The sequence below is a fragment of the Salmonella sp. SG203 genome (genome assembly GCF_013350575.1).
GTDB lineage: Bacteria > Pseudomonadota > Gammaproteobacteria > Enterobacterales > Enterobacteriaceae > Salmonella > Salmonella enterica.
The window spans coordinates 201,930-221,106 of sequence record NZ_SNMT01000008.1; the positions used below are offsets into that span (position 1 = coordinate 201,930).

Below are 19,177 nucleotides of genomic sequence, written 5' to 3' on the forward strand. Positions count from 1 at the left end.
CATATAAGGGTTATGTTTATAGATATAACGTTATAGTAGAACGTTATACTAACATGAAACAAAATTTTTTCGCCTGCAACTGAAATTGCATATTCATAAAAGAATAAAGGTTGAATATTTGAAGCTGATCGGTATTACCCATTATCTTTGTATGGCAAATAGATATTACAATTCTTCCATAACAAAGAGGAAGGAGATGAGGTTCCATTCGGCTCCCTGACTTATTCACTTTTTTGACGCACGTATCCTCACCTTCCGGTAACGTTCATGCTCGCTATTCGCCGGATAAAACGTACCGACATACCGAAGAGCCTCCTTCTGTCCACACTGTGAAGTCTGATTTTTATATAATTTTCTGATGTTAATTCTTCTTCAGCATCATTCTGCAAATCAGCGGCAGAAATATAATATCAGATTTATGGCTCACTCTTTATGTTGACAATTACCTGCTACAATTCATAGATTTTTCCATGTAATTTTATTAAAATAAATCTGATACAAATTTATAACCACCATTATTACAGCAGGATGGAAATGATAAAACCATATGTTTGACATCGTTATTATAGAGCCTGGTGCAACCGGGGTAAGTTTGCTAAGTCAGATTCAGGACGAAGTATATTCTTTACGGTTTAAAAAACCTGAAATAGCTGTTTTTAACCCCTTATGCACCTTCGCCAGCGGTAACGCTTTTGGCGATGCACATAATATCGATAAAGTTAATACACCTTCCAGCATGGTGTCAGTATCTGCCATGGAGCCAGGAAGGTTTGAACACTGGCTACGGGCAACATGCGGTTGCCAGGAACGCTGGCCCTCTCGTCTTCTGTACTCAGAATTTATACACCAGACATATAAAGACATCAATGAAAATGAAATATTGCAGATTACGGAGTTTCCCGGTAGCGTGATATCCGTAATCAGAAAAAACGAGTTCTTCATTATTACAGACGATAATGGAAATACAGTAAGTGCTCATAAAGTTGTTATGTGTATTGGTTCACCTCCTGCAGATTCGTTTCCGGAGTTTAACGGTACCCCTGGCTTTATAAACCATTATTCACAGTATCTGCCGTCTGTTAATGATGAAATAATAATTGCAGGAAACAGTCTCACTGCTATAGATGCCTTCCGTTATATCCACCATAAAGGAGGAAGCAGTGCTCACTTATGTTCACGCAACGGATTTATCCCAACATATCTGACCAGAGAAGAGAATTATACACCTGTCTGTTTAAGCTGGAAAAATATTTTGTCAGCCATCCAGTATCCGGAAGATACATTTGATGTTTTCATTCGTCTTTTACATAAAGAGCTTTGCCTTTTAAGAAATAACGGGGAATTCAAAATCGCAATATCACTGCTAAAAAAAGGAAATCACACTGAATATTTTTATTTCCTTCTGGAACGAGCTAAAAAAGGAAACCTGCCCTGTCAGGATACTCTTGTCTCAACCCGACCCTATATGCATAAAATATGGAGCGTCATGACAATAAAGCAAAAACAAAATTTTTTAACAAAATACGGTGTTCTCTGGGCAACCTGGCGTCCCTCTGTTCCTTATGAGGTATTTTATGAATTATCTCAGGCATCAGTTAATGAAAAATTAAAATTTCACCAAATACAAACACCTCCCGTATATCAGGACCAAAAATTCAGCATAAGAACCTCATCAGGAACCCTGAAATCGAACTATTTCTGGGATGCGACCGGCGGCAACTACAACATAAAAAAAATGAGGAATACTCTCCTTGAAAACCTTCTAATTAATAAGCTTATTGAAAACCATCCACATCCATGTGGAGGAATAAATATAGATCCGTTAATTTTACAATGTAAAGTTAACGGCAATAATATTCACGGACTTTATAATATTGGTCCCTTAAGTAAGGGATGCTTATTTTCTACAAATGCATTATGGTTCAACGTTCAATGCTGTGAGCATCTGGGTCAGACAGTGGGCATCCGAATACGTAAAAAATGTCAAGGGGATCATATGATTATTCTACTTCCGTTTGTTTATCTGTGTATTGGATGGATACTGGGCAAAACGTCATGGGATTTAAAATCTTCAGTTTCATTATTATTAACAAAAATTATCATCCCGGTTGTGATTACGTTCAATATATCCACTCAATTCAGTGACATGGGCGGTATAATTTCAGCCACGGCATTAATTATGTTAATCATGATAGCCATAGGGAAGTATACAAACCAGGACCCGGTAATGACTCTTTGTTTCGTTTATCTTAATATTGGGTGGTTAGGTTTACCAGTAGCCAGTGCATTATTCGGTAATGACGCCGCAATTATTTTTATTGCAGCATATGTTGGCAGTTCTATTATCGGAAACTCAGCAGGAGCTGGCATGTTGTCAGGTAACAAATCCAGCCTCATAAAAATTTTAAAAACCCCTCCCGTAATGGCACTCATTATCGGAATTCTTCTTATTCCCTTAAGACAACAGATAGTTCTGTGGTTTGATTATGTTTATGACCTCGCAAAATTTCTTTTGAATTTTCTTGGAATGGGAATACTGGGACTTTGGCTGGCAAAAATAAAATTTAGCGCCAGAGATTTTCGTCTGGAGATACTTTTCTTTATCAAGAGAGCGTTCGTAATTTCACTAATAATCACACTATTACTTTTTATTGCTCATTTATGGCATCAACCACTCTTAACAGATAATCCTGCCACTCTGTATCTTTTCTGTTTTCTTCCTCCTGCAGCCAATATCATAGTGCTGGAGACTCATTATCTTGGAACCGGTCGTTCGGCACGGACAATATCATGCGGAACCTGTATAAGCATTATCGTAATTTCTGTTTATTCCATATTTATACTGGGGTTACGCAATTTTTGATTTTGATATATCCCGTCGTCAGCCAGCCTGCCCAACAGTATGTTAAGCAGGGCTCTTTGCCGCCCCGCACCCCGCAGACTCCCCGCCATCCGCATTCCGGAAGCGCTTATGCCCCTTATTCGCCGGATAAAACGCGCCTACATACCGTTGCCGGGGAGCGCCTCTTTTGTCCTCACTGCGAGAACGGTACTCATCCGGGTGATGCCAGTTAATCTGACAACTCCGGCTCCAGCATTCCTGTATATTCTTCCAGCAGTATCTGAATAAGCAGCCCGGGCTTCAGTTTTCCATCTTCAGATATCAGGGCATCCGGGGCTCCCTGCAATTGTCCGCAGAACGCCGTCAGGCCCGCCATATCCTTCACTCCGGTATATTCGCAGTTCGCCGCCAGCCACCGGCTGACGCGGGCAGATTCAGGGGCTGTTTCAGGTTCACTCTCCCGGGACAGCCATTCCGCCAGTTTCCCCAGCAGTAATGTCAGCGGCTGCTCCCGAATCATGGCTGGTACACCGCTGAACACCACGCCATAGCCATCCACTGTAAACCGGATACCAGACTGTTCAAGGTAGGGCTGCCACAGTCGCAGTAAGTCCCGCTCTTCACGGTTCAGCTTCAGTCTCACCGGCATCAGCAGAGGCTGCGATACCGGTCTGTTATCGCCTTCTGCAGACAGCCGACATTCCAGAAGGTACTGCCACGCCCTTTTCAGCGACAGGAGGTAAACTTCACTCCCGTTGGTCGCCAGAGCATATTTCTGTCTCACGGGCGCCAGAAGCCGGTAGTCCGTTCCCGGAAACATGAGGTTATCAGATACTCTGGCGACTTCCGGTAGCGGCAGTGATGGGGTAGCCCCCGGCGTCTGCAGCAACTGCTGGTATGCCCTTCCCGCCTGGCGGTTAAAGCCCTCCGGCTGATATCCACCCCGACCACCGCCACCAGATCCTCCGGACGAATGTGACCCAGGGTCTGCAAAGCTGTTCCCGCCCGCCGCCTTTCTGTTGTCGGGAAGCCAGTCCGTGACCGTCAGGGCGGCGGTTTCTTCCAGTAGCAGCCCGGTTGCTTCATTCTGGTTCAGCGCCGACAGCACGCCCTGACAGATAAAATCATGTACCAGGCGACTCTCATGGAAACGCACTTCCTGTTTGGCCGGGTGAACATTCACATCCACCTGTTCCGCTTCCAGCTCCAGGTACAGCACATAACCCAGCTGCTGACCGCCATCCGGTATATGTCCGTATGCCTGGCGCACGGCATGCATTATCACCCTGTCCCTGACCGCACGGCCGTTGACAAAGAAATACTGCACATCAAAGCTCTTACCGTCCGGCTGAGGCGGTACCACCCAGCCGCTCATCTGCATGCTGTGGTGCGGCCACTCCAGGTATACCGCCCGGTCAGCAAAGTCCTTTCCACAGACAGCAGCCAGCCGCGATGCGGCCAATGCCCCGGATTTTCCTGCGGCACAGTGCAGCAGGCGTTTACCGTTATGCGTCAGGGTGAACCCCACATCCGGTCGTGACAGCGCCATCCGGCGCACCACATCTTCCGTATGCCCGGACTCTGTTTTATCGCTTTTCAGAAAACGACGTCGCGCCGGGGTGTTGTAAAACAAATCCAGCACTTCAACGGTCGTCCCCTGCGGATGAGACGCCGGCTGTACCACCGGGGACATATCCCTTCCCTCCGTGTACACCTGCCAGCCTTCGTCCTGTTCCGCCGTTCTGGACGTCAGCGTCAGCCGCGACACGGAACTGATACTGGCCAGCGCTTCCCCGCGAAACCCCAGACTGGCTATCCCCTCCAGGTCTTCCAGGCTGGATATCTTACTGGTGGCGTGACGCATCAGCGCCAGGGCCAGTTCATCTTTACTGATGCCGCTGCCGTTATCGCTGACACGGATACATTTTGCGCCACCTTTTTCCACATCAATCCTGATGTCGTTGGCACCAGCATCGATGGCGTTCTCCAGCAGCTCTTTCACAATGGATGCCGGGCGTTCTACCACCTCCCCGGCCGCTATCTGATTGGCCAGTTGCGGCGACAGAATATGAATCGTCATGATTTCTCCTGCACTCTGCAGATACAGATGATTACTATGCCACACACCTCACCATCATGATGGCTGTAGCGGTAACATTTCCTTATTATTTTCTGTGAGTTCGGTACCCGGCCTGATACGAATATATACAGCCTGCTTCAGACTGTTCATATTTCCCGGGCATCTGTTACAAAAATTCAGGGCTGGATATCTTACTGGTGGCGTGACGCATCAGCGCCAGAATCAGTTCATCTTTACTGATGCCGCTGCCGTTATCGCTGACACGGATACATTTTTTACGCCGCCTTTTTCCACATCAATCCTGATGTCGGTGGCGCCGGCATCGATGGCGTTTTCCAGTAATTCCTTCACAATGGAGGCTGGGCGCTCCACCACCTCCCAGGCCGCTATCTGATTGGCCAGTTGCGGCGACAGTATATGAATCATCATGCTCTCACCTGAGTTCTGTATAAAGATGTCGTATGTTTTACCCTTCAACATCAGCATCGTCTACACAACAAGCCACATATGTAAAGCGGATAACGCCCCCCTTCCCCTGATCATTTTTTAGTCATTGACAATATTAATCTGCATTGAATAGCCTGTTAATAATGTAAAGGGACTGTAAATATGACATATGGAAATACGATATAAAAGCCTGGATGCAGGAGTTGTTATGTTATCAGCTCTGTTTTGTCTGTCAGCAAAAGCGACAACCAGCCAGTCAGTGATGCATCAGCAGGCTCAGCAGAAAGCGCTGCTGGAAAAACTTGTCCCTGCCACACCTGATGTCCGTCTCGCTCCCGGGAAAACAAATGAGAACACGTCGTTAACATTTCCGGCTGAATCCCCCTGTTTTCCTCTCACACATATTGATATACAGGGCCGTGACAATTTTCCTCACTGGGTTCCTTTCTCTTCATTCACCCGGCAGATCCGTGGTAACTGCCTGGGAATAAGGGGGATTACACAACTTGCTGGCAGGATGCAGGACAGGCTGAGCTCATATGGCTGGGTCACCAGCCGGGTACTGGTTCCCGGCCAGGATCTCAGGCAGGGTACCCTGCATCTGCAGATTGTTCCGGGCCGGATCGGCGATGTTCGTCTGGCGCCCGGCAGCAGCGATTACATTCATCTTTGGAACGCCATGCCTGCACGTCACGGTCATTTGCTTGATTTACGTGATATTGAGCAGGGTATGGAAAACCTGCAGCGCCCACCGTCCGTTGAGGCTGAACTGGCAATTGTACCGGGTAATATGCCCGGAGAAAGCGATATTGTGATCACGCGTCACCAGTCCCGTATCTGGCGTATTGGCCTGGATATAGATGACGCAGGACAACAGGAAACCGGACGGTACCAGGGTACCGCCACGCTGTGGCTGGATAATCCTCTGTCTCTCAGCGATACCTTCTTTATTTCCGGTACCCACGACCTGAAATTTGCTGGTCGAAAAAACTCACAAAATCTTTCAGGTTATTACGCCATTCCGTTCGGTTACTGGCTCTGGAGCTTCAGTGCCTCAGAGAGCGATTACACCCAGACTGTGGCAGGATTTGACGCTGACACCCGTTATCGGGGCACGCAGAAAAACCTCGGCATGCAGCTCAGCCGGGTGCTGTACCGTAACGAATCCTGGAAAGACACACTCAGCTATGACGTACTGACCCGGGAAAGCCGCCAGTACATTAATGACACTGAAACAGACGTACAGCGCACAACCACCAGTGCCTGGCGTATCGGATTCACCCACCGTCACTACATCGGCAGCGCCACCCTGGATGCGGGCATCAGCTGGCAACGGGGTACCCGCTGGTTTGGCGCACAGCCGGTTCCGGGAGAAGAGTATGGCGAGGCCACCGGGCTTGGCAAAATTCTCACATGGAATGCCGGCCTGACAATACCTTTCACGTTCCAGGGACAGTCCTTTAATTTCAGTACACAGTATCTGCGCCAGATAAGTTCAACGCCTCTGGCTTCACAGGATCAGTTCTCCATCGGAAACCGCTGGACGGTCCGGGGATTTGACGGTGAACGGACGCTGAGCGCGAACAATGGCGGATATTCCCGTAATGAGCTGGTCTGGCAGCTCCCCGTACCACAGCAGGCACTGTATCTGGGGCTGGATTATGGTTCCGTCAGCGGCCACGGAGCGGAATACCTGCCCGGTCGCCATCTGGCCGGTGGCGTACTGGGGCTGAGGGGTAACCCCGGGATAACCGGTTTAAGTTACGACCTGTTTATGGGGCGTCCCCTGTCCAGACCGGACGGTTTTAAAACCAGCCGGATAACCACAGGTTTTTCCGTTAGCTGGCGGTATTAAGGACAAATATAATGAACAGGCTGCGTTACCGCGTCATTTTCAGTCAGGTCAGGGCCATGATGATGGTGGTGCCTGATATTGCCCGTGCCGGGCGTGCTGCGGTCGCCGGTCGTTCTCTGAGGCGTGTTTTCCTCATTCACCGACACCGTTCCCGCCGGACTGTCACTGTCGGTGTTATCTTTTGCCATTCTGCTGGCCTCAGGCCTGGTTTCTGCGCCAGTTGACGCCCGGAGCGTGATTCACCGTGACACCTCCGCCCCGGGAAACCAGCAACCCAATATACTGACCACTGCAAACGGTCTGCCCCAGATTGATATCCAGACGCCCGGAGCCGGTGGGGTATCCGTAAATAAATATTCGCAGTTTGATGTCGATAACCGTGGTGCCATTCTCAACAATTCCCACAAACCCGTTCAGACCCAACAGGGAGGCTGGGTGACCGGAAACCCGCATCTGGCCCGCAGTGAAGCAAGCGTCATCGTCAATGAGGTGAACTCCCGTAACCCCAGTCTGCTTCACGGTTATGTGGAGGTGGCCGGAAAGCGCGCACAGGTGGTGATAGCCAACCCTTCCGGCATTACCTGCAGCGGCTGTGGATTTATCAATGCGAATAAAGCCACGCTCACCACCGGCCAGGTACAGATGCAGAATAACCGGATAGCCGGGTATGACGTCAGCCGGGGAGACGTGGTGATTCAGGGAAAAGGGCTGGATACCCGGGATGCCACCACCACCGAAATTTTCGCCCGGGCAGTGAAGCTGAACGCGGAAATCCAGGCGGGGGAACTCACCGTCGTGACAGGACCAAATACCATCCTCACCGGGGAGGATGGTTCCGTTTCTGCAGATGCCATTACAGCAAAGGCGGATGATGGGTCAGCAAAGCCAGCGTTTGCCCTGGATTCTTCCGCGCTTGGTGGAATGTATGCGAACAAAATCACCTTTATTGGCACTGAAAAAGGTATGGGTGTCAATATGGAGGGTGACACGGCCTCCATGCCCGGGGACATTATCCTTACCGCAGATGGCACCATACGAAATAAAGGCAGTATCGCGGCATCCGGGGCGGTGAATATCACCTCCGTGCACGGTGATGTGGTGAATCAGGGCCGGCTGAAAGCGCAACAAACCGTCAGCGTGAAAGCCAGTGGGCAGATACGCAATACCGCTTCAGGCTATATCACGGCAGACCATGATATACATATGGATGCCGGCAGCGGTATGGAAAGCAACGGGCAAACTTATGCCGCGGACAATGCCCGGGTGCATACCCCCGGTACGATAACTCACAATGGCAGTCTGATGACCGGAGGGGGCATGGTCCTCGCCGCCGGAACACTTGAGGCCGGGCACGACAGTCTGCTGGCTGCTGGGGCTGACCGCCACGGAAACAGGACAGGAAACAGTCAGCAGACGCTCTCCGCTACTGACGTACTGTCTGACCACGGTAACATCAGCGCCACCGGTAATGCCGTTTTGCAGGGAGCTTCCGTCGCCCTGGATAACGCCACCGCTGTGGCACGTAACACTTCAGTGAAGGCAACGACCGGAAAGCTCAGCGCTGCCGGCAGCCAGATTCAGGCGGATGATACCCTGACCCTCACCTCGCCGTCAGCCATCATCACTGATAATGCCCGTGTGCAGGCCCGGGGGCTGCAGTTTCAGACCCCGGTACTGTCTGCGACCGGCGGTACACTGATACAGACGGGGCCGGATGACCTCCGGCTTAATATCAGCAGGGAAGTGAACCTTGACGGCGGTACTCTTGCCACCCGCAGCCGGAATCTGATGTTCACAACACCGGTGCTGAATGCAACAGGCAGTACCCTGCTCCATAGCGGAAGCGGTCGTTTCCGGCTTGATGCCGGCACGTTCAGCGGCGGACACAGTGCTGTCCGCAGCGATGGTGAACTGGTGCTGAACAGTAATTATACGGGGCTTGGCGGAGCGTCCCTGACTGCGGATTCGTTGTCACTCCAGGCTGATTCGCTGGATATCTCACAGGGTGAACTACGCCAGACCGGAAAAGGCACGCTGACCATGGCTGTCAGCGGCGCGGTGGACTATACCGGCGGCAGTATTCTCTCTGCCGGAGCGCTGCGGATTCAGGCAGATTCACTCACCGGGACAGAAGGCCGGCTTGCGGCAATGACGGATATGGGTATAACCAGTCAGGCCCTTCTCAGTACACAGGGAAAAATTCAGGCCGGAAACGACCTCATACTTTCTGCGGACGGGCTGGACAACACCGGTGGTGTGGTCACGGCCGGGAAAAATATCACATTGTCTGACCGCGGTACTGTGCTCAGCAGCCAGGGGACAATAGCCGCCGGCGGGAGTCTGAACCTTTCGGTGCACGGACTGGATAACTCCGGGGGGCTTCTGCAGAGTGACCACGATATGATGCTGGATACCCGGGGCGGGACGCTGACCAACCGTGACAGCGGAAAAGCCGGCATCATCAGCCTGGGGAGCCTGACGCTCCGTACGGGCAAAATGGATAACACCGCAGGCTGGCTGAGCAGCAATGGCTGGCTGAACGCCACGACCGGTGAAATGGATAACGCCAGGGGAACGTTTGGCGCACAGCAGGCGCTCACCCTGTCGTCACACAGTCTCACCAGCGTTTCGGGACGAATATTCGGTGGTACAGGACTGACGCTGACCACGCCGGGGACGCTGGTTAACACCCACAGCGGCAGTAACGGCGGTATCATAAGCCAGGGGAACCTGTCCATCAGCAGCGGGGATGTCGATAATACCGGCGGACTCATTCAGTCTGCCGGAGATATGTCCGTTAATACCGGTACGTCGGCGTTCATCAATCAGAACAGCGGGAATGACGGTGGTATGCTCAGTGGTGGCCGCCTCACACTCACCACCGCAACGCTGAATAACCACAGCGGAGTTCTCACCGGCAGGAATGATGTCAGCATCACGGCAGGAAGTACGGATAACCGCAACGGTATTCTGGGCAGCCAGTCCGGTGGTCTGAGCCTCAGTGTGAATGACATGAACAATGGCGGCGGCCTGGTTCAGGCGCAGAATGATATTCATATTGACACCCACCGCCAGACACTGAACAACACCGGGAGCCGTATACTCAGCGGCGGAAACATCACGCTGGAAAGTGGTGAACTGGATAACACCCGGGGTCTTATCCGGTCGCTGAAAGATACTCTGATTAACACAGGTGCCACAGCCCTCATAAACCAGGACAGCGGGAGTGATGGCGGCATTCTGGGCGGAGGCCGGCTCACCCTTGACACCGGGGCACTGGACAACCGGAACGGTACCCTGGCCGGACAGGCAGAAACCACAGTCACCGCCGGTCAGACGGATAACCGGGGAGGGCTGCTTGCCAGTCATACCGGCAGCCTGATGCTGAACACTTCCGGGTTACGCAACGATGGCGGCCGGGTTCAGTCCGGCAGCAACCTGCTGGCAGACACGCAGGGCAACCCGCTCGTTAACGCCGGTGGAACCCTGTTCAGTAAAGGCATACTGACGCTCAACAGTGGCGAACTGGATAACACCGCCGGTCAAATCGTGGGCGGAGGTTCTCTCGGAATAAACACTCACGGGCAACATCTGATTAACCGGGACAGCGCGGATAACGGGGGGATTGTCAGCGGCGGAACGCTGACGCTGAACGCCGGCGAAACCGATAATCAGCACGGTCATATTGCGGGCAGGGCTGACACCAGCGTGAACATTGCAGGACTGGATAACCGGGAAGGGATGCTGTCCATACTTGCGAAGAATACCCTGAACCAGGCTGGTTTGTTGCAGGCCGGCACGAATCTCACCCTGAACACTCAGGGTGCCAGACTCGATAACACCGCCAGCGGTTCGTCAGGCGGTATCCGCAGCGGTGGCTCCCTGACGCTGGACAGCGGTCTGCTGGACAACTCGTCAGGTTTAATCTGGTCGGCGCAGGATATGGCGCTTGATACGCACGGTCAGGCTCTGACCAGCGTCAACAACGGACAGGATGACGGTATCATCAGTCAGGGTGCGCTGACGCTGAGCAGTGGTGAGATTGACAACAGCGGCGGTCGCATCCAGTCCGGCAAAAAACTGAGTATTGATACGCACGGGCAACATATCATCAATGCGGATACCGCAGACAGCGGAGGCATTCTCTCCCGGGGGGAACTGGCGCTGAATGGGGGAAGCCTGAATAACGCCAGGGGAACCATTGCGGCATCGGGGGCTGCCGGTCTCACCGTACAGGATACCGACAATTCAGACGGCAACATTCTGTCTGACCGGACGTTGTCGCTGTTATCAGATACCGTCAGCAATCTCCGGGGACTGTTGCAGTCTGCCGGTATGCTCACGCTGGATACGCATCATCATGCTTTAATCAATAAAGACAGCGGTAAGACCGGCGGGATTATTGCCGGCGGTGACATTCACATCACTGGCGGCCGGTTTGATGGTGACCACGGGGTACTGGCCGGACAGAACGTCAGCATCAGTACCGGCGAAGAAACGTTAAGCCATCAGGGTGGCAGGCTGGACGCCGCCGGTTCATTACACCTTGACACAGGAAAACTGGATAACAACGCCGGACGTATCCGGGCCGGGGGTAATCTTGAAGCCGACACACACGGACTGACGCTGATAAATTCAGACAGCGGTAGAGAAGGCGGTATCTTCAGCGCCGGGGAGCTCACCCTCACTACGGGGACACTGGACAACCACTCGGGTACGTTACTGAGCCGGCAGACAACTTCCGTTTCTTTCCACAGCCTTGACAACCGCAACGGAACGCTGGCCGGCCTTAACGGCGCGCTGACGCTGAAAGGAGGAGAAACACAGAATGCGGGCGGCCTCATCCAGTCAGCAGGTAATCTCTGGCTGGATACGCAGAATGCCTTACTGAATAACAGTGACCAGGGGAATATCCGTAGCGGAGGCGACCTGGTGCTGCAAAGTGGTGAGATGAATAACCAGGACGGGCTGGTAACCAGTCAGGGGCTGGTCAGAATGGATACCGGTAATATCTCGAATATCAGGGGCGGTATCACCAGCGGTCACTCACTGAGTCTCACTTCCCTTACGCTGACAAACTCCGGGGGACTTATCCGTGCGGATGACACGCTGACGATTGACACGCAGGGGCAGTCACTGATAAACACCGACAGCGGCACCACTGGCGGTCTGGTTTCACTGGCTTCGATGACGCTGAATGCGGGTGACCTGAATAACCAGACCGGTTTCATTGCGGCCGGCGGCGAAGCGTCCCTGACAGCGGGAACCGTCAGTAACCAGAACGGCCTGGTTGCCGGAAATGGCGGACTTACTCTCGACAGCCGGGCACTGGTAAACACGCAGGGTACCCTTCAGTCTGCAGCGGACCTGGTTGCAGACACCCACGGACAAACATTCACAAACACGAAGGGTCTTGTCAGCAGCGCCGGGGATACCCGTATCACCAGTGGTTCATTCGACAACGCCTCCGGGACTGTCCGGGGAGGAACCGGGCTGATGCTGAATACCGGTACCGGCACAATCAACAACCCGATGGGGAAACTGCTTTCAGCAGGAACACTGGCATTGCAGGGCGGCGTACTGGATAACTCATCAGGGGAGATGCAAAGTGCGGGTAATGCCACCCTCACCCTGACGCAACGTCTGGATAATACGTCCGGGCTTCTGCGCGGCGGTCAGGCACTGAATGTTACCGCTCCGCTCCTGGTCAACAGGAATACCCGGCAGTCTGACAAGGGTACTGAAGCGCAACAGGTTACAGTTCATGCCGACAGGCTTGATAACTCTCAGGGGGCACTACGGGCTGCCACTCTGCTTGAGGCCGATATTCATGCAGCACTCGACAACACCGGCGGCCTGGTGTCGTCAGTGGAAGAACTGAATGTCCATGATGACAGCCCCACCCCATCGCTTACCGTCAGTAACGAAAACGGTACCCTGATTGCCGGCACCAGGGGACAACTCCGGGCATCGTCACTGGAAGGTAAGGGACAGGTGTTGTCACAGGGCAGCCTCAGTCTGGCGCTGTCTGACTCCCTGAATAATACCGGCACACTGTCCGCAGACGGTAACCTGCAGATTGATGACGCACGGGATGTAAACAACAGCGGAAACATCACTGCCGGGCAGACACTGACGCTGCTGGCGCAGAACATCAGCAACCAGACTGATGGAATCATCAGCGCACAGAATACGGATATCACAGCCCGTGACACGCTGAACAATACCGGCCTGGTGGATGGAGGACTGACCCGTGTTACTGCCGTCACACTGAACAACACCGGTACCGGACGTATTTACGGTGACCACCTGGTACTTCAGGCAGACACGCTTAACAACCACAAAACAGCGGACAGCGCCCCGGTTATCGCCGCGCGGGAACGTCTGGACATCGGAGCCGGTACCCTCAGCAATACTGACCATGCGCTGATATACAGCGGCGGCGATATGTCCATTGGCGGTCACACCGACAGTCTGAACCACGCCACCGGCGAAGGCATACAGCTTGAAAACCACAGTGCGCAGATTGAAGCGGGCGGCAGCCTTAACCTTCATATGCAGAATGTGGACAACCGTGACATACATCTGGTGCTGAGTCCGGAGCCGGTGGAAGTCTCCCGCGAGCACCACCATGAGTTTCAGCTTAACGGTGGCACACCACGTTATGATGCAAATGACCCGCGAATCACGGCAGATACCGGTTCCCGGGAACACCACCTGACCACCCCGGAAGGAGGTTCAAAGGACTTTTATGAGTTTTACTTCGACCGGGTGACCGCAGAAACGCAGGTCATCCACAAAGACCCGGCAGAGATTCTGTCCGGTGCCGGCCTGTCCTGGCTGGGCAACACACTGACAAACCAGGACAGCCGGATTGTGGCGGGCGGCGACCTGACGGCAACAGGTGCCGTCAGTAACCTGGAAAGTCAGGGTGAACGACGTGTGACAGATACAGACCAGGGGACCCCGCAGGCGGGTTCCGGCAGCAGGCACCATAAAAAACCGGGAAAACGTACAACAGGCAAAAAGAAGCCCAGCAGAGTCAAAACCAGTGCTTACGAAACGTCTGTGACCACCACCACGCTTCCCCTGCATCTGATGCGTTATGAGGGTGATACCGTATCGGCTGAAAACCCTCCGCCAGTGGCCGGAAGGCCGTCTGCGGCAGTCAGTCTGACCGCCGCCTCCGTGGGTACTCCGGTTTCGTCCACCGGGCCTGCAGATATTCATCTGGCACCGGATGCTCACCCGTTGTTGTCATTATCCCTGCCGGCCTTAACGGAGGCTTCTCTGACATCTGCTGACCGTCATATTCCGGGTACCGGAAATGCACTGGCCATAGTGTCGCCAGCACCAGACCCGGTGCCGCCGGCTGTGGCACCGGAAATGGCATTCAGCGAACTGACACACGCACAGAACGTCAGTCCACTCATCGTGCCGGCAGGACAGCATTTCACCCTGACGCTCCCTCCGGAGAACGGACACGGCGACACAGAAATTCGCTTAATGACACCGGATATCCGCCTGCCGGACAACAGCCTGTTCACCGTTCACCCGGAAACATCCTCACACTGGCTGATCGAAACCGCCCCCCGTTTCACGCAGAAAAAACAGTGGCTGGGTACCGACTATATGCAGCAGGCGCTGTCGACCTCCCCGGACCGGATAATGAAGCGTATCGGGGATGGTTATTATGAGCAAAAGCTGGTTCGCGAGCAGGTCATTGCACTGACAGGCCAGCGTTATCTGTATGGTTACAGCAATGATGCTGAGCAGTTCAGGGCGCTGATGAACAGCGGTATCACATTTGCCCGGGAATACCATCTGACGCCGGGTATTGCACTCAGCCCGGAGCAGATGGCGCTGCTGACCAGCGATATGGTCTGGCTGGTTAATGAAACGGTCACCCTGCCGGATGGCGCACAGCAGACCGTACAGGTTCCTCAGCTTTATGTGAGAGCCCGTCCCGGGGACCTGTCGGGAGACGGTGCCCTGCTGGCGGGACGCAGCGTGACCATTAACGCTCCCGGGAACGTGACAAACAGCGGCCTGATAACCGGCCGGGACGTCACGAAGGTCACTGGGCAGACGCTGAATAACCGCGGAGATATTCAGGGTGACAGGGTGGATTTACGGGCCCGCCAGGATATCAACAATACCGGGGGGCGGGTTATCGCCGGCAGCGCCCTCTCCCTGCTCGCCGGTCATGATATCAGCAGTGAAACCACTCTTCGCGGTGATGGCATCAACACCTGGACAGACCGTACCGCCGGTATCTATGTGCAACAACCTGGCGGCAGCATGGCTCTGCAGGCGCTGGGGAACATCACCCTGACCGCCAGTGAACTGGAAAATACAGGAGCAGGCGGTACCACCCGCCTGCTGGCCGGTCAGGACCTGAAGCTGAACACGCTGACCACTGCCCGGACAGAAAACCACGACTGGGGCCGGCATGAGTACCTGCATCAGTCCGGGCAGACCGATACCGGCAGCAGGCTGACCACGTCGGGTGACCTGACGCTGGCAGCCGGACGCGATATCCGGGCCACAGCGGCAGACATTATTACCGGAGAAGCACTGTCTGTCGGTGCGGGCAGGGACATCCACCTCGGTACGGGAACAGCGACCCGGGACATCACGGAAAACAGCAGGCAGTCCAGTGGTGGCGTCCTGTCAAAATCCACCTCGGAAACCCATGATGAAATACATGACCGCCAGGCCATCAGTACCACGCTAAGTGGTGACTCAGTCAACCTGCAGGCCGGTAATAATATCAGCGTCCACGGCAGTAATGTTGCCGGGACACAGGATGTCAGTCTGGTCGCGGGAAATAATCTCGATATCACTACCGCCGGGGAGTCACACCAGGAATCTCACCTGAAGAAAGAGAAAAAATCCGGCCTGATGAGTTCAGGCGGTATCGGCTTTACCATTGGCAGCAGCTCGCAGAAATCCACCATGGAGGGACGGGGAGAAACGCAACTGGGGGGTACCCTGGGCAGTCAGTATGGTAATCTCACCCTCAGCGCCGGGCATGATACCACCATTCACGGCAGCGACCTGGTGGCGGGAGGCGATATTTCCCTCAGCGGCCAGAACGTGAACATCAATGCCGCAGAAAACAGCCAGACCACCCTGCAAAAATTTGAGAGTCATCAGAGCGGACTCACAGTTGCACTCAGTGGTGCCGTGGGGGCTGCCCTGAATACCACGGTACAGAACGTGCAGCAGGCCCGGCAGACTCAGGACGGACGTCTGCAGGCACTGGGTGGTGTGAAAGCCGCGCTCAGCGGCATCCAGGCCGCACAGGCACTTGAGCTGAATAATGCACAGCAGGCGGCACAACAGGCCGGAAGCGGAGAATCAGCGCCGGCGGCCTTTGGCGTGACGGCCTCGCTGGGCAGCCAGTCATCGAAATCAGAGCAGAAGACGCAGTCGCATACGGTATCCGGCAGCAGTCTGAACGCGGGTTATGATATTCACATCGCCGCCACCGGGGACGGGCAGGGTCACGGCGGGGATATCACGGTTCAGGGCAGCCAGGCGAAGGCTGCGCATGACATTTACCTGGACGCGCAACGGGACATTCAGTTACTCTCGGCGCTGAACACGGAAACGCTGAGTGGCAAAAACAGCAGCCACGGCGGTAGCGTGGGTGTCGGCATTAACGTCGGGCAGAACACCGGCATTACCGTCTCCGCCAGTGTCAACACAGCGAAGGGCCATGAAAACGGCACCACCCTCACCCGGACAAACACCACGCTTGATGCCGGTAATCACGTCACGCTGAACGCGGGACGGGACGCCACGCTGAAAGGCGCACAGGTCAGCGGCGAGAAGATTACGGCGGATGTGAAACGTAACCTTACCCTGCAGAGCGAGCAGGACAGCGACCACTACGATTCGAAACAGCAGAGTGCCAGTGCCGGAGCCAGTTTTACATACGGCAGTATGAGTGGTTCAGCCAGCGTCAGCCTCAGCCAGGATAAAATCCACAGTAACTTCGACAGTGTTAAGGATCAGACGGGGCTGTTTGCCGGGAAGGAAGGCTTTGATGTCAGCACCGGGCAGCACACGCAACTGGACGGAGCGGTTATCGCCAGTACGGCCGATAAATCGAAAAACCGGCTGGATACCGGTACGCTGGGCTTCAGTGATATCCACAACCAGGCAGACTTTACCGCGCAGCACCAGGGCGTGTCTGTCGGTACAGGCGGTTCCGTCGGCAGCCAGTTACTGACCAACATGGCAACGAACACGCTGTCCGGGGTAAACAAGTCAGGGCATGAGAACAGTACCACACATGCCGCTGTCAGTGATGGCAGTCTCATCATCCGCAATACTGCAGACCAGAAGCAGGATATCAGCACCCTCAGCCGGGATACGGAGCATGCTGCAAACGGCCTGTCGCCAATATTTGACAAAGAAAAGGTACAGCGTCAGCTGCAGCAGGCGCAGATGGTGAGCGATATCAGCAGCCAGGTGCTGGATATTTACAATACGAATGAAGCCATCAACGCCACCCGAAAAGCCACGGAGGACATGCAGAATGCCGCCACGCGTCAGGATGCGAGAACGCTGGCAGAAAAGGAGCTGAAAGCAGAGAAAAAACCGTCTGATGAGGAAGCGATAACGGCGCGGGCTTACCAGAATCTTTATAACAGGGCCCTGAAGGACAACGATGCCCGGGTGGGCGACCCGATGCGTCAGGCAGTGACGGCGTCGGTGGCTGTACTCAGCGGACTTGCCGGAGGCGATATTAAGGCCGCACTGGCAAACGGGGCAGCACCGTACCTGGCAACAGGGCTGAAGTTGCTGACCGGCGGGGAGACGCCGTCAGACGAACAGATGGCAGTCCGTCTGCTGGGTCATGCGATTATTGGTGGTGTGGTGGCGGAGCTGAACGGGGCTCCGGTTGCAGGTGGCGCTGTCGGGGCGGTGACCGGTGAAGTGGCGGCGATAACCATCTCAAAACTGTATTTTGGTAAACCACCTTCTGAGCTTAACGAGTCGGAACGTGAGCAACTGAGCGGGATGTCGACAATAGCAGCAGCCCTTGCGGGTTCGCTGGCGTCAGATTCAGCGGCGGGAACCATTGCGGGAGCGCAGGCAGGAAAGAACGCGGTTGAGAATAACCTTCTCGGCGGTAGTGAGTGGCTTCAGACCGATAAAGCCAGGGAGCATGGTGCGGATGTTCTCTCCTGTAATGATAATCCTTCCGGAGAAGCCTGCAAGCGGGGACTGGCCGAGAACAAAGCTTATGCAACTGCATTAGCTACCAGCAGCGTAGCCCTGCTCCCAGGAAGCGCACAGGCAATGTGGGTACTTGGTGCAGGAATAAATGCAGGAGCGCAACTTGCTAGCGGTAGTGAAATAAATCCTCTTAACTCTGTTGCGGCCGGATGGATTAATGTGATAACCATGGGGCAAGGCGTGAGAGGAACAATAGCCTGGAATGCCGCAGGTGGAGCATTAACCAATGCCATAAACGGAGATGATCCTTTGACCGGTGCTATAGTAAATGGTGCTGGTGCCGGACTTGGGTATGGAGTTGGTAATTATGTCGTGAAGCCTGTTACGAACAAAATTGGTAAGTGGATAACTGGTGGCTGGAATCCGAAATTTGATCCTGACTTACTGAAATATACAGAAAAGAAAGGACAACTTGGTATTTCTAAGGAAATGTTGCCGAGTAAGATTCCTGAAGCAACAGGTAACATGGGATCTACTGTCTCATCAGAAACGGTAGGGGCTGGATTTCAAAAGGTCATCAATGATAAAACTAAAGATGGGAAAGGATAATGAAATTATTAATTTTATTCCTTTCCATTATAGTTATATCGTAAGCGTCGTCTCTGCACCGTCTGGCTAACTTTTGACATACTGGACAAAATATCCACCACTAAATAATAGTGGGTGATAAAAATGTCAGATATACAGAAAAATGCCACAC

General features: G+C 53.7%; 5 protein-coding genes and 1 pseudogene. 4 read left to right on the top strand and 2 right to left on the bottom strand.

Going from position 1 to position 19,177, the window contains the following annotated elements; translation table 11 throughout:
- Window positions 1–547: 547 nt before the first annotated feature.
- The gene (locus HV477_RS14080; protein ID WP_175065134.1) at window positions 548–2,863 is read left to right on the top strand and encodes an FAD/NAD(P)-binding protein; all 2,316 of its coding nucleotides are present in this window, start codon (window positions 548–550) and stop codon (window positions 2,861–2,863) included.
- 208 nt (window positions 2,864–3,071) lie between these two features.
- On the opposite strand, the gene mutL is transcribed toward HV477_RS14080, so the two are convergent.
- Both mutL and HV477_RS14090 read right to left on the bottom strand, forming a co-directional pair.
- Entirely contained in the window at window positions 3,072–4,922 is a 1,851-nt protein-coding gene (mutL, locus tag HV477_RS14085) for a DNA mismatch repair endonuclease MutL (RefSeq protein ID WP_175065135.1), read from the bottom strand.
- A 181-nt stretch (window positions 4,923–5,103) separates the two neighbouring features.
- Window positions 5,104–5,351 (bottom strand): annotated as a pseudogene (locus HV477_RS14090) (ATP-binding protein); the annotation flags it as partial.
- Between the two features lie 226 nt (window positions 5,352–5,577).
- Between HV477_RS14090 and HV477_RS14095 the strand changes: the two are divergent.
- The 3 genes from HV477_RS14095 (at window position 5,578) to HV477_RS14105 (ending at window position 19,026) form a co-directional block, all read left to right on the top strand.
- Window positions 5,578–7,224 (top strand): ShlB/FhaC/HecB family hemolysin secretion/activation protein, encoded by a 1,647-nt coding sequence (locus tag HV477_RS14095; protein WP_175065136.1) that lies wholly within the window; start codon window positions 5,578–5,580, stop codon window positions 7,222–7,224.
- Window positions 7,225–7,286: 62 nt separating this feature from the next.
- The gene (locus HV477_RS29020) at window positions 7,287–7,448 is read left to right on the top strand and encodes a hypothetical protein (protein ID WP_375372875.1); all 162 of its coding nucleotides are present in this window, start codon (window positions 7,287–7,289) and stop codon (window positions 7,446–7,448) included.
- The gene (locus tag HV477_RS14105; protein WP_175065138.1) at window positions 7,396–19,026 is read left to right on the top strand and encodes a hemagglutinin repeat-containing protein; all 11,631 of its coding nucleotides are present in this window, start codon (window positions 7,396–7,398) and stop codon (window positions 19,024–19,026) included. The genes HV477_RS29020 and HV477_RS14105 overlap by 53 nt, the downstream gene beginning before the upstream one ends.
- Window positions 19,027–19,177: the final 151 nt, after the last annotated feature.